The sequence below is a fragment of the Rufibacter roseus genome (assembly GCF_001647285.1).
In the GTDB taxonomy this organism is placed as follows: Bacteria; Bacteroidota; Bacteroidia; order Cytophagales; family Hymenobacteraceae; genus Nibribacter; species Nibribacter roseus.
The window spans coordinates 73,444-92,518 of the sequence record NZ_LRML01000005.1; the positions used below are offsets into that span (position 1 = coordinate 73,444).

At 46.6% G+C, this 19,075-nt stretch carries 16 protein-coding genes; 9 read left to right on the top strand and 7 right to left on the bottom strand.

Annotated elements, in window-relative coordinates; genetic code table 11:
- The first annotated feature begins 121 nt into the window (after positions 1–121).
- The 3 genes from A8O23_RS08770 (at position 122) to recG (ending at position 4,341) form a co-directional block, all read left to right on the top strand.
- Complete coding sequence (locus tag A8O23_RS08770) at positions 122–835, top strand: Bax inhibitor-1/YccA family protein (protein WP_066619740.1); 714 nt, start codon at positions 122–124, stop codon at positions 833–835.
- An 803-nt stretch (positions 836–1,638) separates the two neighbouring features.
- Positions 1,639–1,968 carry a zinc ribbon domain-containing protein YjdM gene (locus A8O23_RS08775; RefSeq protein WP_239693371.1) on the top strand — a complete coding sequence of 110 codons (330 nt, stop codon included), beginning with the start codon at positions 1,639–1,641 and terminating at the stop codon, positions 1,966–1,968.
- A 276-nt stretch (positions 1,969–2,244) separates the two neighbouring features.
- Positions 2,245–4,341, top strand: coding sequence for an ATP-dependent DNA helicase RecG (gene recG, locus A8O23_RS08780; RefSeq protein WP_066619744.1), 2,097 nt, complete (start codon positions 2,245–2,247; stop codon positions 4,339–4,341).
- 40 nt (positions 4,342–4,381) lie between these two features.
- Here the strand turns inward: recG and A8O23_RS08785 are convergent, their stop codons facing one another.
- Positions 4,382–4,615: a hypothetical protein gene (locus A8O23_RS08785; RefSeq protein WP_153042131.1), complete on the bottom strand. Its 234-nt coding sequence runs from the start codon at positions 4,613–4,615 to the stop codon at positions 4,382–4,384.
- A gap of 438 nt (positions 4,616–5,053) precedes the next feature.
- On the opposite strand from A8O23_RS08785, the gene A8O23_RS08790 reads away from it, so the two are divergent.
- On the top strand, positions 5,054–6,502 hold the full coding sequence (locus A8O23_RS08790) for a hypothetical protein (protein WP_066619750.1): 1,449 nt from the start codon (positions 5,054–5,056) through the stop codon (positions 6,500–6,502).
- 201 nt (positions 6,503–6,703) lie between these two features.
- Here A8O23_RS08790 and A8O23_RS08795 read toward each other — a convergent pair whose 3' ends face one another.
- The 6 genes from A8O23_RS08795 to A8O23_RS08820 form a co-directional block, all read right to left on the bottom strand.
- Positions 6,704–8,500: an acyl-CoA dehydrogenase family protein gene (locus tag A8O23_RS08795; protein ID WP_066619754.1), complete on the bottom strand. Its 1,797-nt coding sequence runs from the start codon at positions 8,498–8,500 to the stop codon at positions 6,704–6,706.
- Positions 8,501–8,649: 149 nt separating this feature from the next.
- Entirely contained in the window at positions 8,650–8,916 is a 267-nt protein-coding gene (locus tag A8O23_RS08800; RefSeq protein WP_082882966.1) for a four helix bundle protein, read from the bottom strand.
- Positions 8,917–8,960: 44 nt separating this feature from the next.
- Positions 8,961–10,139, bottom strand: coding sequence for an acetyl-CoA C-acyltransferase (locus tag A8O23_RS08805; protein ID WP_066619757.1), 1,179 nt, complete (start codon positions 10,137–10,139; stop codon positions 8,961–8,963).
- Between the two features lie 146 nt (positions 10,140–10,285).
- A complete protein-coding gene (locus tag A8O23_RS08810) occupies positions 10,286–12,688 on the bottom strand; it encodes a 3-hydroxyacyl-CoA dehydrogenase/enoyl-CoA hydratase family protein (RefSeq protein WP_066619760.1) in 2,403 nt (800 codons plus the stop codon).
- Between the two features lie 114 nt (positions 12,689–12,802).
- Positions 12,803–13,261 (bottom strand): MarR family winged helix-turn-helix transcriptional regulator, encoded by a 459-nt coding sequence (locus tag A8O23_RS08815; RefSeq protein WP_066619768.1) that lies wholly within the window; start codon positions 13,259–13,261, stop codon positions 12,803–12,805.
- A gap of 177 nt (positions 13,262–13,438) precedes the next feature.
- On the bottom strand, positions 13,439–15,205 hold the full coding sequence (locus A8O23_RS08820; protein WP_066619772.1) for an AMP-dependent synthetase/ligase: 1,767 nt from the start codon (positions 15,203–15,205) through the stop codon (positions 13,439–13,441).
- Positions 15,206–15,354: 149 nt separating this feature from the next.
- On the opposite strand from A8O23_RS08820, the gene A8O23_RS08825 reads away from it, so the two are divergent.
- The 5 genes from A8O23_RS08825 to murQ all read left to right on the top strand — a co-directional run bounded on the left by A8O23_RS08825 (position 15,355) and on the right by murQ (position 18,978).
- Positions 15,355–16,503, top strand: coding sequence for a formimidoylglutamase (locus A8O23_RS08825; protein WP_066619775.1), 1,149 nt, complete (start codon positions 15,355–15,357; stop codon positions 16,501–16,503).
- Positions 16,504–16,600: 97 nt separating this feature from the next.
- Positions 16,601–16,978 (top strand): four helix bundle protein, encoded by a 378-nt coding sequence (locus A8O23_RS08830; RefSeq protein WP_066619778.1) that lies wholly within the window; start codon positions 16,601–16,603, stop codon positions 16,976–16,978.
- 49 nt (positions 16,979–17,027) lie between these two features.
- The gene (locus A8O23_RS08835) at positions 17,028–17,261 is read left to right on the top strand and encodes a cytochrome b5 domain-containing protein (RefSeq protein ID WP_066619779.1); all 234 of its coding nucleotides are present in this window, start codon (positions 17,028–17,030) and stop codon (positions 17,259–17,261) included.
- A gap of 62 nt (positions 17,262–17,323) precedes the next feature.
- Positions 17,324–18,175 (top strand): BadF/BadG/BcrA/BcrD ATPase family protein, encoded by an 852-nt coding sequence (locus A8O23_RS08840; RefSeq protein WP_066619782.1) that lies wholly within the window; start codon positions 17,324–17,326, stop codon positions 18,173–18,175.
- Positions 18,172–18,978 (top strand): N-acetylmuramic acid 6-phosphate etherase, encoded by an 807-nt coding sequence (gene murQ / locus A8O23_RS08845; RefSeq protein WP_066619788.1) that lies wholly within the window; start codon positions 18,172–18,174, stop codon positions 18,976–18,978. The genes A8O23_RS08840 and murQ overlap by 4 nt, the downstream gene beginning before the upstream one ends.
- Positions 18,979–19,075: the final 97 nt, after the last annotated feature.

The following is a 19,075-nucleotide window of genomic DNA, read 5'->3' on the forward strand; positions in this document are numbered from 1 at the left end:
TATTTTTGAAACCGGATAGTTTCTATATGAAGCTATCCGGTTTTTTAGATATTTACCACAATAATCCCCTAGCTATCAAACTATTGCAAATTAAAATATAGTACTCACACCATATACAGAGATGATCACAGAAGAACTAAGCCTGCCGCTCACTGATGAGCAGATTGCCATAGAGCAAGCAAATTTCATCTCTAAAGTATATGCCTGGATGGCAGCTTCATTAGTTGTAACTGGCTTGGTAGCTATTTTCACCTTTAGCGTGCCCCAGCTTGCGGAGCTGATATACCATAACAACATTATTTACTACGGGCTTCTACTTTGTGAGCTTGCGGTCTTGGTTTACCTCTCATTTGTTATTGATGACATATCTGCTCAGGAAGCTACTGCTCTGCTTCTGATATTTGCAGCTTTTAACGGCTTAACATTATCAGTCATTTTCCTGATTTACACCAGCGGCTCCATTGCAACTACTTTTTTTGTTACAGCTGGCACCTTTGCCGTCATGAGCGCCTATGGGTACTATACCAAACGTGACTTAACTACTGTCGGGAATATTGCCTTTATGGGGCTATTAGGAGTTATCATAGCGTCTGCCGTTAATTTTTTCCTTCAGAATGAGACCCTGCATTGGATCATGACCTATGTTGGCGTCCTTATTTTTACAGCTTTGATTGCCTATGACACCCAAAAAATAAAAGAGACCAATATACTTGGAAACAGCGGCACCGCAGAAGACAGGAAAGAAGCTATTATGGGAGCCTTGGAGCTTTACTTAAACTTCATCAACTTATTCCTACGCCTCTTGGATATTTTCGGGAAGAGGAAAGATGATTAACCCTTTATTGACGTTAGAATAAGAACCATCTTTTCAAATTCTATTTATTAATCTGCTTCTAACTTTGTGTGTTTAGCTTCTATAGTTTGAAGCAAACTTCTTGAGCATGTTTTTGACCTGTTTTTCTGAAAACAAGGCAAAAACGGTTTTCTTTTACCTGCTTAAACACTAAAAAATGAGCCTCGGCACCGCCGAGGCTCTCTTAAGGGCCACTTAATGGCTTAACGCTCTACCAGCGTGGAAACTGCTTACCATTAACTCGTAATAGCGTAGCGTAGATTTTTCCTCCTTTCTTTAGTGAGTAGATATAATTATATACGGTACGCTATATATTTTGGCCGTGTCTTTTGGCAACGATTCTCTATTTGGTCTCTTTGTTATCTATTTCACTCTAAACCAATCTATTTATATACTAAATCAGGAGCAGAAATTCTAACCCACTTACCATATTAGCCCCGCTCCTATCTTTTCATTAATTTTACAAAGCTGATTTGCTCCTGTTTTTGAGGTATTTTTCTAAAGTTAGGCCTAAAACAAAGTGATTTCACGCATACCTGCCTTCTGACTATTCTATACTAAGATCAAATTTCTTTAAGGGCGGTAGGTTGCAGCGAGTAAAGTTGGCACTTAAATTTTTCTCCTTTCATTTGAATAACTTGAATATCCAATAAGGAATAACCAGCTCAAATTGAAAAGCTTAAAATGCCAGCAAAAGGCCACCTTATTATTCCTAACTCAATTAGTGCGCATGACACAAAACCTTTATTTTCAACTATAAAATTAAAACCACCATGCCTGAAGAAATGAAACCCTGCCCAAACTGTAGTTCACCATACGGTTACGCAACGGGTAACGAAATTTACGCTTGCCCTGAATGCGGGAATGAGTGGAACGTAGCTGAAATAAGTGAAGAGCCAGGGTTGAAGGTAATTGATGCCAACGGAAACATACTGCAGGATGGAGATTCTGTTGTTGTCATTAAAGATCTACCTGTAAAGGGCGCTCCTAAATCTATAAAAGCTGGCACCAAAGTAAAAAACATAAGGCTAACAGATGGCGACCACAACATTGACTGCAAAATTGATGGATTTGGCTCAATGGCACTAAAATCTGAGTTTGTGAGAAAAGCTTAAGAGATATTGCAGCAATACCATATCGCTTTCTTCCGTATCATATTTTCATGAATTTAAATAGTTGGCTCCTAACTATAGAAAAGATAAACAGATTAGCCTTACACTACCACAGCACCACCTGTAATGCAACACTGAGCCGTTCTACTTGTGCCAACAAACCACCTTCCTCTCTAGCCCCGCTCACCTCTTTTCCCTAACTTTACACAACTGCTTCGCTTCTGTTTTCGGGCTACTTTCTGAAAAACAGACCAAAAACGGAAGCAGACTTCTCCATACGTGTCATCAGGTTTTTTCCATACCAAAATAGAGTTCCTTAAGGGCATTGGGCCGCAGCGGGCTACTTTGCTGCAGACTGAGCTGGGTATCTTCACGTACGGCGACCTTATCCAGCACTACCCCTTCCGGTACATGGACCGCACACAGTTCCACCAAATTGCGGAGCTAACCGAAGACATGCAGTACGTGCAGATAAAAGGCCGTATTCTAGAGAAAAACTTATTGGGTGAAGGACGGAAACAACGCCTTTCTGCCATTATCAGAGATGCCTCTGGAGAAATGGAACTAGTGTGGTTCAAAGGAGTGAAGTTCATGACAAGCCAACTGAAGGTGAACCATGAGTACATTGCCTTCGGGAAACCTACGCTGTTCAATGGCCGGTTCAACATGGCGCACCCAGAATTAGAGGAAACCTCAGAGGTAAAGCAGGAGCAGACCTATCTGCAGCCTGTTTACCACACCTCTGAAAAACTCAAGAACCACCGGGTAGACAGCAAGACCATCAGCCGTATGATGCAGGAGCTCTTGAAACAGGCACCTACGCACCTACCCGAAACACTCACCCCTGAACTGGTAGACCAGTACCGCATGGTGTCAAAGCGTGAGGCCATGCTGCAGATTCACTTCCCCAGGAACTGGGACACCTTGCAGGCCGCACGGTTCAGGTTAAAGTTTGAAGAGCTGTTCTACACCCAGCTTAAACTGCTGCGCACCGCCACTAAGCGACGTGCTGAGCTGGCCGGGCAAATCTTCAGCAAAACACCAACACTCACCGAGTTTTACAAAAACCACCTGCCCTTTGACCTTACCAACGCACAGAAACGGGTGGTACGCGAGATTTACCAAGACGTGACTAGCGGCAAGCAGATGAATCGCCTGTTGCAGGGCGATGTTGGCAGCGGCAAAACCATTGTGGCTTTTGTGACCATGCTCTTGGCCACCGACAATGGTGCCCAAGCCTGTATTATGGCCCCCACTGAAATTCTAGCTGACCAGCACTACCAGGGCCTGAAGCAATACGCTGAAAAGCTAGGCATAGTACTGGGCAAGCTCACCGGCTCCACCAAAAAAGCCGACCGCAGAGTGCTGCACGAGCAACTGCGAAGCGGCGAAATGCACATGATTGTGGGCACTCACGCCTTGCTGGAAGACGAAGTACAGTTCCATAACCTGGGACTCTGTATCGTGGATGAGCAGCACCGTTTCGGGGTAGCTCAAAGATCAAAACTCTGGCAGAAGAACCCACGCATCATTCCACACGTGCTGGTCATGACGGCCACGCCTATCCCACGCACGCTGGCGATGACCCTGTATGGAGACTTAGAAGTTTCTGTGATTGATGAGTTGCCTGCAGGTAGAAAAGAAATAATAACCGTGCACCGCTATGACGCGCACCGACTGCGGGTATTTGGTTTCATTAGAGAACAGCTGAAGCTGGGGCGCCAGGCCTACATTGTGTACCCACTCATTGAGGAGTCTGAAGGGCTGGAGTATAAAGACCTGATGGATGGCTACGAAAGCGTAACCCGAGCTTTTCCAGAATACCGCGCAAGTATGGTACACGGCAAAATGAAGCCGCAAGACAAAGACTTTGAGATGCAGCGGTTCCTGAAACATGAAACCCACATCATGGTTGCCACTACCGTGATTGAGGTAGGGGTAAATGTACCAAACGCCAGCATAATGGTAATTGAAAATGCTGAAAGATTTGGACTAGCCCAGCTGCACCAGCTAAGAGGCCGTGTAGGTAGAGGTGCCGAACAAAGCTATTGTGTTTTGATGACAGGCTACAAGCTTAGCAAAGAAGGTAAAACACGTATTGAGACCATGGTGCGCACAAACAACGGCTTTGAGATTGCAGACATTGATTTGAAATTGCGTGGCCCGGGAGATTTGATGGGAACCCAGCAGAGCGGAGTGCTAGACTTATTGATAGCCGACTTGGCCAAAGACGCAAAGATTTTGAAAGAGAGCCGTGCGGCAGCCCTGCAGATCATAGAAAAAGACCCGGACTTAAGTCTTCCGGAGCATGCTAACCTATTGCGGCACATCCGGTCACTGAGTCACAACACCGTAAACTGGAGCCGGATCAGCTAGACTTAAGTCTGGGTCTTTCTTTAGAGGAGGGTAAACTAAATTAGTTTAAGCTGTACGTAAAGGTTTCTTCAGTGATTGTTCCTTCTTTCATTACGGGTTCTAAAACATGGTTGGTTTGTTGTGTAAACGGAAGGGGGGCAATTGATTTCAGTGAATAAACGTCTTGGTTTACGCTGTTTTGCTCCTTCACAATACTGTTGGCATCATCTTCTTTTAAGAATTTACCAACCACAATCAACCCAACAAGCACAAACATCTTAAAAATAAATCTCATAGGGGGAAACTTAAAAATTCAATCATTAACTATAGTGTAAAGTACGCGTTATAACTTCAATCGGATTTTAACAAAAAGTAAACCTTTTATTAAAACACTGTTAAGCGGCAACAAACTACTTTACCGCTACAGCCTTGTCCACTTGACAAGCCTAGGTACTTACGTCTACAGGCATCGTTTGGTTAAACTATGCGAACAAAATTCTTTAAATATTTTTAAGGTTCACGGCTAAATACTATTCAACACTGTTCCCCCTAAATTTACTGCCAGATTCCTTGCTGCGCATTTGCGGATGCAAAGATACTGAACAAAATATTAATTAGCTATAGATTAATATTTTACAAACACTTAAAAAGCTGAACCCACTACCAGACGCAGATAAAATATGGCAAAAGAGGGTTTTAAGGTATATTTGCAACAGTACAAAATATTAAATTTATGCAGATTGCCTTTTTACGCAGCGCCTATTTTTTGGTCTTAGGAGTACTTTTTCTGGCACAGACCGCACAGGCTCAAAAGATAAAGTCTGCGCCGTTCAAGCATATACAAGAAGAGTCCGGCAGCCTTTACTTTCAACCAGTCCCTCATAAAGCCTTCCGCATTAGTGATACAGACTTTTTGATCTTAAGCCAAAGGTCTGCACAGGAGTATGCGCTAGAACGGTATGGTTCAGATCTGAAAGTTAAATGGTCAGTGACCATCTCCTTGTTCAATCAAGAAACACTAGAGTCATTCTCGCAGAATGGGCAAACGGCTTTATTGATTACCCATCGTGCACTAGCTGAACAAGGTAGCCAGGCGCTGTACGGTAAACTAATTGACTTAGCCACTGGCAAAGAACTTCAACAGAAAAAATTGGTGGAAGCTCCAAGTCGGAGCCGTCGCTTAAGTGTGACTCTTTCTGATGATGGCTCTAAGTTGGCTACTTTACATTCTGTTACCCGCAACCAAGAACTACGCTCAATACAGGCTACTATTTATGATGGCTCGTTAATTAAATTAAAGGAACGCACCTATGACTTTGCCACGGCAGGCCAGCAGGTAGCCGCTCAAGTACAGATAGATAACCACGGAAATCAATTTGTAAGCATCTTGACCGAGAACTCCATGCGACTGAGCGTGCGCCGCTACAACAACCGTGATAATGACATTAAGGTGATGGAAGTGATGCTAGGCGGTGTGTTCAGTGGAGAAAAGATGTATGTAGTTGACACTAAATTTCAGCTACACCAAGATAGCAGCCTCTACGCTGCTGTGTTGGTAGCCGAAGAAAAGACAGGTGAATACCGTAGCCTTAAAATGGTACGCTTTGATTATAAAGCCAATGACATGCGCTTTGCTGAAGAATTCAAGTTCAGCCCAGACTTCACGCAACAGCTCCTGAAATCTACCGGCGCCAAACGACTTGAGGATATTTATCTTTCTAAAATATTAATAAGCAACGAGGGGCAAAGCTTGGTTATTACTGAGAAAAAATACACTGAAGGCGGCGAAAACAGCCCTTTTCATGCCCAAGAACTTCTGCTGTTCGCGTACAATGAATATCTGCAACCCACCTGGAACTCCATCATTTTAAAGAATCAGGTGGCTTCGGCTTCTGAAGGATTCGCCAGTATCTCCTACAGCAGTAGGCTCTTTAGCAATCGCCTGCAACTGTTAACTTTTGAAAAGATAGACGGTAAGACAGATCTCTACCACCGGTCTATCCATTTATTAACAGGCGGCTCAGAACCTCCTAAACCTATAGGCCTACACTTAGCCAGCGGAAAACAGAACGCCTACATAAAAGACTTCACCACCTGGCTAGATGAACGGACTATTATCACAGTTGCCCGTCCGGCAAAAGGAACCTCAGATCTGCGCCTGCACCGGATTATTCTTAAGTAGTGTTTTAGGGCTGATTTTAGGAAAAGAGGCTGAAAACTCTCTTTTTCTTTCCTAACTAATTGAAGCTGACCTCTGCAATAAACAGAAATCCCCGCTGAATGAGCGGGGATTTCTGTTTATTAGCTGTTTTGACCAAAACAAGCCGAAAACAAGATGGAGACTCAGAACAAAATCTTCAGTCTTGTGTCCTGTGTCTTAAATCTAGTAAACAAACTCGTTCTCCTTAATCATTTCGGCCGCAATACGACGGCGGGCTTCTTTGGTGTTGTATGGTTCTAGTTTAGTAAAACGCTTGAGGCCAATGAGCAACAGCTTCTGCTCGTCACCTGGTTCACTCATGGCCGCAATGGCTTCCTTACCAGCTTTATTAATGCGGTCAGCAGCATCATTGATCACCACACGTACAATGTCTAACTGACGACCATGCGCCTCTTCGCCGTTGCGGCTCACCAGCTTCTCCACACGCAGTAATGTAGACTCAGCTATGTAGGTCTGAATGGCCATATCCGCGATGTACATGAGCACTTCCTGCTCTTTATCCAAGGTCATCATGAACTTCTGCACGGCTGTACCGGCGGTTAGCAACACGGCTTTTTTAAATTTCTCAACGGCTTTCTTTTCAGCGGCAAAAAGGCTGGTATCTTCGTCCCCGAAATCAGGAATGGCCATTAGTTCATTCTGCACATTGGCGGCCGGGCCCATCAAGTCAAGCTCACCTTTCAGGGCTTTTTTGAGCACCATGTCTACAATGAGCATGCGGTTGATCTCGTTAGTTCCCTCAAATATGCGGTTGATGCGGGCATCGCGGTACGCACGATCCATAGGGTAATCAGCTGAGAAACCGTAGCCTCCGTAGATCTGCACACCTTCGTCTACCACGTAATCCAGCACCTCCGAGCCATCTACTTTAAGAATGGCGGCTTCCACGGCAAACTCACGGGCAGCTTCCAGTACAGCCTCATTGTAGCTTTTGCCAGCGGCTAACAGCTCCTGCTCTTTCAGGTGAATGTCATGCCCACAGCGGTACAGAGCAGATTCTACCGCAAAAATTCTGATAGCCTGCTCCGCCAACTTATGACGGATGGCCCCGAACTTTGAAATTGGAATCTTGAACTGAATACGCTCATTGGCATACTTTACAGAAAGATCTGCTACTTGCTTACAGGCTCCCAAACAGGCAGCTGCCAGCTTGATACGCCCGATATTTAAGATGTTGAAGGCAATTAAGTGTCCTTTCCCAATCTCGCCCAGCACGTTTTCTTTCGGTACTTTGCAGTCGGTCAGGAACACTTGGCGGGTAGAGGATCCTTTGATTCCCATCTTGTGCTCTTCCGGACCCAAGCTCAGACCTTCATAGCCTTTCTCTACAATGAAGCCTGTGAATTTATCTCCGTCTACCTGCGCAAAAACAATGAACACATCGGCGAAGCCAGCGTTCGTAATCCACATTTTTTGACCATTCAAAATGTAGTTTTCGCCAGCCACATCTAAAACGGCTTTAGTCTTGGCAGCCAAAGCATCTGACCCAGAACCCGGCTCTGTTAAGCAATAAGAAGCCGCCCACTCGCCAGACGCCAACTTAGGAATGTACTTGGCTTTCTGCTCTTCGGTACCGAAGTACAGGATGGGCAGTGTACCAATACCGGTATGCGCGGCAAACGCCACGGGGAATGAATGCCCTGAACCTACCGACTCTGTCACGAGCAAAGATGAGTTAAAATCCATGCTGAGTCCGCCGTACTCCTCCGGAATGGCTACGCCGAATAAGCCCAGCTCTCCGGCTTTTTTCATAAGCCCCTCCATCAAGCCTTCCTCATGGTTGTCCAGTCGCTCTACTAGCGGGTACACCTCGGTCTGCACAAACTGCTGGGCCGTCTCGGCCATCATGCGCTGCTCCTCAGAGAAATCCTCCGGAATGAAAATATTTGCGGCGTTGGTTTCTTTGATGATGAACTCACCGCCTTTGAGCGTTCTAGAAGTTGATTCTGTATTTGCCATTTTCTTACTATTTATCTTTTAGACATAAGACACAAGACGTAAGACTCAAGACTTTTCTTTTGTGTTCTTGAGAAATCTGTCTTTGAAACCATTAATCATGCGCTGTACCACGCCAACTTGCTGTAGCAATAGCTGCAACCTTGCCTCTTCTACAAAGCCAAAGCTTTGTAGAAGAGTAATTGCGTTTCTAACTCAAAAGCAGAGCCTCTCGCAATGTTCAAAAATTGAATAAACTCTTTGTCACTGCCTCTTCCAGCTCCTTCGGCTATGTTAGAGGGAACAGAAACGGCTGACCTATTAATTTGTGACGTAAGACCATATTTTTCATTTGCAGGAAACGAAGCCGAAAGCTCGAAAACCTTCTTAGCCAACGTCATTGCCTCTTGCCAAATCTTTAACTCTTTAAAGTTGTGCATGAGAGTCTTGAATCTTATGTCTTACGTCTTGTGTCTGTTGCGCCTCAGCGCAACAACTCATAAATCCCAGCCACACCCTGGCCTCCACCCACACAAGCCGTCACCATACCGTACTTTTTGTTTTGGCGACGGAGGTCATGGAAAAGCTGGACGCTTAGCTTGGCGCCGGAACATCCCAGCGGGTGACCTAAGGCAATAGCACCACCATTCGGGTTCAGCTTGTCTGGGTCAATGCCTAACTCACGCATAACAGCAATAGACTGTGAGGCGAAGGCTTCATTTAATTCGAAGACGTCAATGTCTTGCAGGTTCATACCAGCATTCTTGAGGGCGCGCGGAATGGCTTTCACTGGGCCCATGCCCATGATTCTTGGGTCAACTCCCTCGGTGGCGTAAGACACCAAGCGGGCGATAGGCTCAATGTTCAGTTCTTTCACCATGCGCTCGCTCATGACAGTCACAAAGGCCGCGCCGTCTGAGGTCTGGGAGGAATTACCGGCCGTTACCGTACCGTTAGCAGCGAACACTGGGCGTAGTTTCGCCAGTTTCTCCAGGGAGGTATCGGCGCGGGGGCCTTCATCCGTATCTACCACGTAGGAACGGGTTTTCTTTTTACCGTTCTCGTCCACGTACGTCTCCTCTACCGTGATAGGCACAATCTGATCTTTGAACCGGCCTTCCTCAATGGCTCTGATGGCTTTCTGGTGCGAGGCAAAGGCAAAGGCATCCTGGTCCTCGCGGCTGATCTTGTAGTCGTTGGCGACGGCTTCGGCAGTTAAGCCCATGCTCAGGTAGTACTCCGGGTGCTCTTTGGCTATTTTATAGTTCGGCACAGTTTTCCAGCCCACTACCGGAACCATGCTCATAGACTCAGTACCACCGGCAATGATACAGTCGGCCATACCTGCCTGAATTTTGAAAGAGGCGTTGGCGATGGTTTCTATGCCGGAGCCGCAGTAACGGTTCATGATTGCACCGGGCACATTGATCGGCAACGAAAGCAGGGAGATAATACGGCCCATCTGCAGGCCTTGCTCGGCTTCTGGCACCGCATTACCTACCAGCAGGTCATCTACGCGGGCAGGGTCTAGCTGTGGCACCGTGGACAGCAGATGTTTTATCACATCGGCAGCCAAATCATCTGGCCGGGTGAAACGGAATACCCCGCGGGGCGCTTTCCCCACGGCTGTTCTGAATCCGGCAACTATATAGGCAGTTTGCATTTTCTTTTCTGTTTGAGTTAATGTGCTAATTATTAATGTGCTGATGTGCTAATTAAGCAACTCTATTTTCGGCATACTTTTGAAAAAATAGGTCCAAAACAGATCCCCACATTAATCATTACTCACTATTCATTAATCATTAACAACTAGTTCCGCAGTGGTTTACCCGTGGTCAGGATGCTCTTGATGCGCTCCAGCGTTTTGCGCTCACCAGTCAGGCTCAGGAACGCTTCTCGCTCTAAGTCCAGCAGGTACTGCTCCGAGACTTCTGATGGCATTGACAAATCGCCACCGCACATCACGTAGGCCAATTTCTCTGAGATCTTGCGGTCGTGCTCGGAGATAAAACCGGCAGCGTGCATGGCGTGCGTACCCGTCAGGAACATGCCCAGACCACCACGACCTTGCACCTTGATGTTGGTTTTAGGTGTGGGTTTGGTATAACCGGCATCGGCTAACAAAACAGCTTCGGCTTTGGCCTCGGCAATGAGGCGGTTGTTGTTGAGGGTAATGCCATCACCGCCGCGAAGGAAGCCTAAATCAAAAGCTTCTGCCGCTGAGGTAGACACTTTGGCCATTCCAATGGTCATAAACGCGTTGCGCAGGGCGTTAAACTCAGTGTCGCCCTCTTCGTAGGCCGCCGAGGTACGCAGGGTCATTTCCTTTGTACCGCCGCCACCTGGTATCAAGCCAACTCCAAACTCTACCAACCCGATATAAGATTCTGCTGCGGCCTGTACTCTATCTGCGTGCAGGCAAAGCTCGCAGCCTCCGCCCAGGGTCAGACCATGTGGAGCAGCTACTACAGGAACAGCAGAGTAACGCATGCGCATCATGGTGTTCTGGAACTGCTTGATCATGAGGTTCAGCTCGTCATACTCCTGGTCAATGGCGTACATGAACACCAGCGCCAAGTTCGCTCCAGCAGAGAAATTAGTGGCTTCGTTACCGACTACTATTCCTCTGAAGTTTTGCTCCGCCAGGTCAATGCCCTTATTCAAGCCCTGTATGATTTCGCTGCCCATGGAGTTCATCTTGGTGTGGAACTCCACGTTCAGGATGCCATCGCCTAAATCTAGAATGGTGCAACCGGCGTTTTTCCAAACCACGTTGGTGCCGCGTAGCACATCCAGCAACACAAAATTCTCGGTGCCCGGAATCTGCTTGTACTCTTTGCTTTCTATATCATAGTACTGGCGCTGATTGTTCTGGCTGCGGTAGAAGCTCTCGTGCCCCGCTTCCAGCATCTCGTACACCCATCGGGCAGGCTTGTACCCAGCGGCTTCCATGGCACTCACAGTCTCACGCACGCCCACGGCATCCCAAGTCTCAAAGGGTCCCAGCTCCCATCCGAAGCCGGCGCGCATGGCATCATCAATGCGGTAGAGCTCGTCTGAGATTTCCGGAATTCGGTTAGTCACGTATTGGAACAAGCCAAAAGAAGTCTCTCTAAAGAAGTCACCGGCTTTGTCCTGCACCTGGCTGAACGCCTTGAGGCGCTTGCGGAGGTCTTCAATAGGTTTGAGCATTTCCATGCTCTGGAACTTGACCTTTTTCTTAGGCCCGTATTCCATAGTCTTCAGGTCCAGCGTCAGAATCTCGGTGGCACCCTGATCGTTCTTGGTTTTCTTGTAGAAGCCCTGCTTTGTTTTGTCACCCAGCCAGTTTTTCTCCAGCATCTGCTGAATGTAACCGGGTAGCTGGAACAGATCACGGGCCTCGTCTTTCTCGCCAGATTGGTATAGACCTTGGGCAACTTTGGCCAGCGTGTCAAGACCTACCACATCAGAGGTCCTAAACGTAGCTGATTTTGGTCTGCCTACTACTGGGCCAGTGAGGCGGTCTACCTCGTCTACATTCAGATCCAGCTTCTCCATGACGTGCAGCACCTGCATGATGCCATAAATACCCACACGGTTGGCAATAAAGGCCGGCGTGTCTTTGGCCAGAACCGTGGTTTTGCCTAGGAACAGATCACCGTAGTTTAGCAGAAACTGAGTGATTTCCGGGTCAGTGTGTGGCGTGGGGATAATCTCCAGCAACTTAAGGTAGCGCGGCGGGTTGAAGAAGTGCGTGCCGCAGAAATGCTTTTTGAAATCTTCGGAACGGCCCTCGGCCATTAAATGGATTGGAATACCCGAGGTATTGGAGGTAATGAGCGTGCCCGGCTTGCAGAACTGCTCCACCTTCTCAAAGATGGACTGCTTTATTTTCAGGTTCTCCACCACCACTTCAATGGTCCAGTCGCAGTCGGCAATGCCTTTGAGGTCATCATCGAAGTTACCGGTCTTGATGAGGCTGGCCTTGGTTTTCTCGTACAGGGGCGCCGGATTAGAAGTAATGGCTGTTTGGAGGGCGGTGTTCACAATGCGGTTGCGCACTTGCTTGCTTTCCATGGTGAGGCCTTTGGCTTCCTCCTCGGGCAGTAGCTCCCTCGGCACCATATCCAGCAGCAGCACCTGCACGCCAATGTTCGCGAAGTGGCAGGCAATGCGCGAGCCCATTACGCCCGAGCCAAGCACCGCCACTTTCTTGATTATTCTCTTCATAGTTACACGTTATTTTGTATCAAGATGTGCGTATCAAGTAGCACGATTAGTTCTTTTCACTTTCAATCTCTCTGTTTTAAGCCTCTTTTCTTAAAAACAGGTTTAAAGCAGCTTTTATTTTGCAGCCTTTCCGTCTTCAGGAAAAACTTCTTTTGACTCAATAAGGCTGTTGATTTGGCTGATTACCTGAAAGAAAACTTGCAGCTGGCTTTCCGGAATTACCTCGCGCACCTTGTAGTTAAATTGTTTGACTGTCTTACGACTCACCTCCCGTTTCTCCAGCCCCAGTTCCGTGAGCAGAATGCGGACGGAGCGTTTGTCCTGCGTATCGGCTTCTTTGTAAATCAAGCCTTTTTCTTCCATGCTTTTGAGGATGCGGGTGAGGCTACGGGCCTCTAAGCCCAGCAGCGGCGCAATTTTGGTAGCCGGTGTACCTTTCTCAGGGTCAATGTTCAGCAACACAAACCCAATAGAGGTGGTAATATCATTCTTCACCGCCTGAGTGTTGTACATGCGCGCAATAGCGTGCCAGCACACCTTTATATTATAATCTACCGTTTCTTCTGCTTTCATTTGCCTGAAGGTCTATACCCTATCTTACCAAATTTATAAAATTTTGTTATGCTTGCATACTAATTTCAAAGAAAATTTTCTACTCCTAATGCTGACTATGTTTTACCTTGATTTGAAGGAAATAGATTAAAAATACCATAAAAAAAGCCCCGCTAAAGGCGGGGCTTCTAACATAGGTTAGACAGTCCGGTACAAGCTATCTATCAGGGCTTTGTTGTTGGTGGTGATGATTTTGCGTTTGATGCTGAGCTTAGGCGTCATTTCACCGGTTTCTACACTCCAGAGCTTAGGCAGCAGCACAAATTTTTTAATCCGTTCGTACTGGGCAAGCTGATCGTTGGCTTTGTCTATCTCTTTCTGGAACTTGTCTAGCACCTCTGGTTTTTTGATCATCTCCTCGTTGGTGGTGTACGGTATGTCATGTATACGGCACCATTCCTGCAGCCCTTCAAAGGCCGGCACAATCAAGGCTCCAGGGAATTTCTCGCCTTCACCCACCACCATTACCTGTTCAATCACTAAAGATTCCTTTAGTTTGTTCTCAATGAGCTGTGGCGCAATGTACTTGCCGCCAGAGGTCTTGAACATTTCTTTTTTGCGGTCAGTGATCTTCAGGAACTTGCCCTCCACCAGCTCACCAATGTCACCGGTGTGGAACCAGCCGTCTTTGTCAATTACCTCAGCAGTGAGGTCAGGGCGTTTATAGTAGCCCACCATCACGCTTTCAGAGCGGGTAAGAATTTCACCGTCAGGGGCAATTTTGATTTCAACGTTGTTGATAGCCGGACCTACGGTACCAATCACGTTGTTCTCCGGCTCATAGCGGTTCACGGCAATTACCGGTGAGGTTTCAGTTAATCCATAGCCTTCCATGATCCTGATATTGGCTCCCCAGAATACCCGGGCAAGTCGAGGCTGCAGTGCGGCTCCGCCAGAAACAATCACCTTTACCTTGCCACCCAGCGCTTCCTGCCATTTAGAGAAGATAAGCTTACGCGCCAGTTTAAGCTGCAGGTCGTAGATAAAGCCCGGTGAGGTGCGGGTATCATATTTCTGGCCCAACCCCAATGCCCAGAAGAAAAGGCCTTTCTTTACACCAGTCAGCTCGCCGCCTTTGGCCACAATTTTATCATACACCTTCTCCAGTAAGCGCGGCACGGTCACAAAAATATCAGGGCTTACTTCCTTCAGGTTTTCGCCTACTTTCTCAATACTCTCGGCAAAATAAATAGACACTCCTACTGAGAAGTAAATACAAGACACCATGCGCTCATAAATATGGCAAAGCGGCAGGAAGCTCAAAGCGCGGTGTTCTTTGTTCACCGGCACGAAGGGCTTCACGTTGGTGAAATTGCTCACCAGATTATTATGTGAAAGCATCACTCCTTTGGGCGCACCGGTAGTACCAGATGTATAAATAATAGACAGCAAGTCCGAAGGCTGCACGCTTGCTTTGTATGACTCCAAAACAGACAAATCCTCACCTTCACCCATCTTCAATAGCTCTGTCCAATGCTTGGCGCCAGGGACATGGTCAAACGTATAGATCTCCTGCACACCCGGCACCTCGCTGGCGGCCTCTTTTACTTTGTTGTATAAATCTTCAGTTGATACAAGAATCAGCTTGGTTTCTGAGTCTTTTAAAATGTAACGGTAATCTTCTACCGTAATGGTAGGGTACATAGGTACACTCACCGCACCCGTCTGCTGTATACCGTAATCTGCGAACGTCCACTCGGGGCGGTTCATAGAAATTAAGGCTACTTTGTCGTCCTTTCTGATACCCGACTTAATCAAAGCCAAGCTAAGGGTGTTGACAGTATTCACCACATCTTGCGTACTGTATTTCACCCATTCCCCGTTTATCTTTGTAGCCAAACAATCTGGCTGAGGAAATTCTTGTAGTTGTTGGGTAAGCAGGTCAAAAACGCGGGTCACTTTCATAGTGTGGTTTGTCTGGTTTGTCGGGTTAAGATAAAGCAAATTCTGGATAAAAAAAACACAGTGCTTCTACCTTCTATTCGCATATTTTTAAAAAAGAATATCTCTACAGGTGTTTTATTAGCTAAATTTGATTTTTGCCCTTGTCTTACATGAATCTTTCCATCTTCTTTGAGCCCCTACCAGAAGCACTCTTCGGAGGCGATGACAACCCCAAGTCTGTGGGCGGATATATAGCTCCTTTTCTCCATTCCTTCCCCGACTGGCGCTCTGCAGAGGTGGTACTGATAGGCCTTCCAGAATATCGTGGCACAGCAGGCGCTTCAGAAATTTCCTTTCAAGGGCCCAACCTCATCAGGAAAGAACTCTACCAGCTTATGAAAGGCACCGGCCCCTGGCTCGTAATGGACTTAGGCAACTTACTGCCTGGCATTCATTTAGAAGACACGTATCTGCGCCTGAAAGAGGTAGTGGAGATGCTGGTAGACGAAGGTAAATTCCCTATTCTGCTGGGCGGCTCCCATGACCTCACTTACGGACAATTCTTAGGTTATGAGCATCTAAACAAAACAGTTAGCCTGGCTATAGTGGACAGTCAGCTAGACATGCAGGAAAACAAAGATGCCGCTCCAGACCAGAGCCACCTGCACCGCCTGCTGCTACACGAGCCCAATTATTTGTTTAGCTTCAGCCAATTAGGTTACCAAGCCTACCTCACCCCTACTACTACATTGGCCGCGCTTGAAAAGCTGCACTTTGAGCTGTTTCGCATTGGGCAGGTAAGGCAGCAGCTTAAGGAGATGGAGCCGGTAATAAGACAGGCCGACTTGCTTAGTTTTGATGTCTCTGCTATCAAACACCAAGATGCTCCTGGCCAGCAGCACGCTAACCCTTTTGGCCTTACCGGCGAGGAAGCCTGCCAGATTTGCTGGTACGCAGGCCAAAGCGACCAACTCAGCTCATTTGGTTTGTACGGCTATCGCCCTGAATTTGACCATAGAGCCCTTACGGCTACCACTCTGGCTACCATGGTTTGGTACACCATTGAAGGTTTTTACCAAAGACTGCGCAATTTGGATTTCCAGAGCAATAACTTTCTGCGGTTCTCAGTGGGCTTTCATGACAACCCCAACAAGATGATCTTTTATAAAAACCGACAAACTGACAAGTGGTGGATGCAAGTAGATGACTTGTCTGGTCAGCGCCCGCCCATGGTGGTACCTTGCAGCTATCAAGACTACCTTACCGCCGTAGACGGGGAAGTGCCCAACCGCTGGATTCTGACACAAGCGCGGATTTAATGAGTGAAGGAGTGAGTTTGTGAATGAGAAAGGAGTTCCTCCCAATGTTTGAATTTTTCTTTAAAAATCTTGTTTGAAAGAAAATTAAAATTACATCATGGAGCAGCTGAAGGAGCCAACAAAGGAGGAATTTATTACGCGGTTTAGACAACGGACAAAGATGCTCGCGTTACAGGTGATTCGCTTTAGCCAAGAATTACCTAGAACTGAGGAAGCAATCATTATGAAAAGGCAACTCCTCCGGTCAGCTACGTCGGTGGCAGCTAATTACAGAGCCGCTTGCCGCGCGCGATCGGCAGCTGAATTTCATTCAAAACTCAGTATTTGCGTAGAGGAGGCAGATGAAACCCTTTTTTGGCTTGAGTTGCTGACCGAGTCAGAAACTGTTACTTCGTCCTCTACTGCATCACTCATACAAGCAGCATCAGAAATTTTGCTCATTCTATCAAAAGCCAGAAAAAACACTATCAAATAATTTCTTTTTATTCACTCATTCACACACTCACTCATTCAATCATTAGCCCATGCTTCCAGAATACACCCGCTCTCAATTAGCTTTACGAAACGGGCAAGATCGTGACGAAATTTGGGTGGCGTACAAAGGTCTGATTTACGATGTGCAAAAGTCAAGGCTATGGCGGCGTGGAAACCATTATGAGCACTGGGCAGGGCAAGATTTAACAAAGGAATTAGCTGATGCACCACATACAGATTTTGTATTTGATAAGTTTTCTGTTGTAGGAATTCTAAAAAAATAACAATACTTTCAATACTTTTTAAGAAATTTGACGAACTTACGTTTCTCAAAAGAGATATATCTATGATTCTTATTGCTGATAGCGGCTCCACTAAAACAGCCTGGCGCCTGATTGACACTGAAGGAGTTGTAAGCCAAGCTCATACTATTGGGTTTAATCCTTACTATCAAGACACCCCCCAAATTGCCCAAACTCTGCGTGAGAGCTTGCTGCCTCAGTTAAAAGATGCTCAGCCTCAGGAGATTTATTTTTATGGGGCCGGATGCAGCGCTAAGAATAAGAAAGCCATTGTTGCCGCCGCTCTTTTAGAGTTGTACCCTAACAGCGAGGTATTTGTGCACCATGATCTGGAAGCTGCCGCCCATGCTCTTTGTGGTCATAATGAAGGCATAGCTTGCATTTTAGGAACCGGCTCAAATTCCTGCCACTATGACGGTGAGAAAATTATAGAGAACTTACCAAATCTAGGCTTCATACTTGGCGATGAGGGAAGTGGTGGCTATATGGGCAAGCGCATAGTACAAGCTTACCTGAACAATGAATTACCAGAAGACCTGCACCAGGCTTTCTTTGACCGTTACGGCGTAGACCGTGATGAGATCATAGATAACGTCTACAGCAAACCATATCCTAACAGGTACATGGCTGCTTTCTCTAAATTCTTATCTGAGCACCGCAAGCACCCTTTCATCTACCAGATGATCTTCAAGTGTTTCTCAGATTTCTTTGACAAAACAGTAAGCAAATACCCTGATTACCAGAACAAGGAAACCCACTTTGTTGGCTCTATCGCGTTCTATTTCTCTGACATTTTACGTACTGTAGCCCAAGAGTACGGCATCAATGTAGGTCAGATCTTAGAAAGCCCTATTGAAGGCCTTAGCCTTTATCATCAGCAAAAAATAACTGTATGAGTACCACCGAAACCGCTTCTTATTACAACAACCTGGAGCACATGAGTGTGCATGAGCTCCTGACCAATATAAATGAGCAAGATAAGACTGTTCCGCTTGCCGTAGAAAAAGCCATTCCGCAGTTAGAGAAGTTGGTGGAGGCTACGGTGGCCAAAATGAAAGAGGGCGGTCGTTTATTTTACATTGGCGCTGGCACCAGCGGCCGTTTAGGCGTGGTAGATGCTTCAGAATGCCCACCTACCTATGGCGTACCGTTTGATATGGTCATTGGCATTATGGCTGGCGGAGATTCTGCCATTAGAAAAGCGGTAGAGTTTGCCGAAGACGATGACCAGCAGGCTATCAAAGACCTGGAAGCATACAACGTGAACGAGAAAGACGTAGTGGTAGGCATTGCCGCCTCTGGCCGTACGCCCTACGTAATTGGGGGGCTACAAGCCTGCAACGAAAGAGGTATTACAACAGGCTGTATTGTCTGCAACGCAGATAGCAAAGTAGCAGCGGTGGCTCAATTTCCGGTGGAAGTAGTTACTGGCCCTGAATTTGTGACGGGCAGTACCCGCATGAAAGCCGGAACTGGCCAAAAGCTAGCGCTCAACATGCTCACTACCTCTACCATGATTCAATTAGGCAGAGTAAAAGGCAACAAGATGGTAGACATGCAGCTAACTAACCACAAATTAGTGGATCGTGGTGTTCGCATGATCATGGAGGAAATTGGTGTTTCTGAAGATAAAGCCAAAGAATTGCTCGACCTTCATGGCAGCGTAAGAGCCGCTATCACTTCTTACAACCAGCACTAAGACATCTGTTTTCAGCCTGTTTTTCATAAACTAAGCTTAAAACAACAAAAGATTCACCTTAACCAGTGAATCTTTTTTTTATGTCAATACGCCATCC

What these genes read in the sequence shown, in the direction of transcription:
- A8O23_RS08770 (WP_066619740.1), top strand. Translation starts at nt 122, where the DNA reads ATGATCACAGAAGAACTAAGCCTGCCGCTCACTGATGAGCAGATTGCC.
- A8O23_RS08775 (WP_239693371.1), top strand. Translation starts at nt 1,639, where the DNA reads ATGAAACCCTGCCCAAACTGTAGTTCACCATACGGTTACGCAACGGGT.
- A8O23_RS08785 (WP_153042131.1), bottom strand. Translation starts at nt 4,615, where the DNA reads ATGAGATTTATTTTTAAGATGTTTGTGCTTGTTGGGTTGATTGTGGTT.
- A8O23_RS08790 (WP_066619750.1), top strand. Translation starts at nt 5,054, where the DNA reads ATGCAGATTGCCTTTTTACGCAGCGCCTATTTTTTGGTCTTAGGAGTA.
- A8O23_RS08795 (WP_066619754.1), bottom strand. Translation starts at nt 8,500, where the DNA reads ATGGCAAATACAGAATCAACTTCTAGAACGCTCAAAGGCGGTGAGTTC.
- A8O23_RS08800 (WP_082882966.1), bottom strand. Translation starts at nt 8,916, where the DNA reads ATGCACAACTTTAAAGAGTTAAAGATTTGGCAAGAGGCAATGACGTTG.
- A8O23_RS08805 (WP_066619757.1), bottom strand. Translation starts at nt 10,139, where the DNA reads ATGCAAACTGCCTATATAGTTGCCGGATTCAGAACAGCCGTGGGGAAA.
- A8O23_RS08810 (WP_066619760.1), bottom strand. Translation starts at nt 12,688, where the DNA reads ATGAAGAGAATAATCAAGAAAGTGGCGGTGCTTGGCTCGGGCGTAATG.
- A8O23_RS08815 (WP_066619768.1), bottom strand. Translation starts at nt 13,261, where the DNA reads ATGAAAGCAGAAGAAACGGTAGATTATAATATAAAGGTGTGCTGGCAC.
- A8O23_RS08820 (WP_066619772.1), bottom strand. Translation starts at nt 15,205, where the DNA reads ATGAAAGTGACCCGCGTTTTTGACCTGCTTACCCAACAACTACAAGAA.
- A8O23_RS08825 (WP_066619775.1), top strand. Translation starts at nt 15,355, where the DNA reads ATGAATCTTTCCATCTTCTTTGAGCCCCTACCAGAAGCACTCTTCGGA.
- A8O23_RS08830 (WP_066619778.1), top strand. Translation starts at nt 16,601, where the DNA reads ATGGAGCAGCTGAAGGAGCCAACAAAGGAGGAATTTATTACGCGGTTT.
- A8O23_RS08835 (WP_066619779.1), top strand. Translation starts at nt 17,028, where the DNA reads ATGCTTCCAGAATACACCCGCTCTCAATTAGCTTTACGAAACGGGCAA.
- A8O23_RS08840 (WP_066619782.1), top strand. Translation starts at nt 17,324, where the DNA reads ATGATTCTTATTGCTGATAGCGGCTCCACTAAAACAGCCTGGCGCCTG.
- murQ (WP_066619788.1), top strand. Translation starts at nt 18,172, where the DNA reads ATGAGTACCACCGAAACCGCTTCTTATTACAACAACCTGGAGCACATG.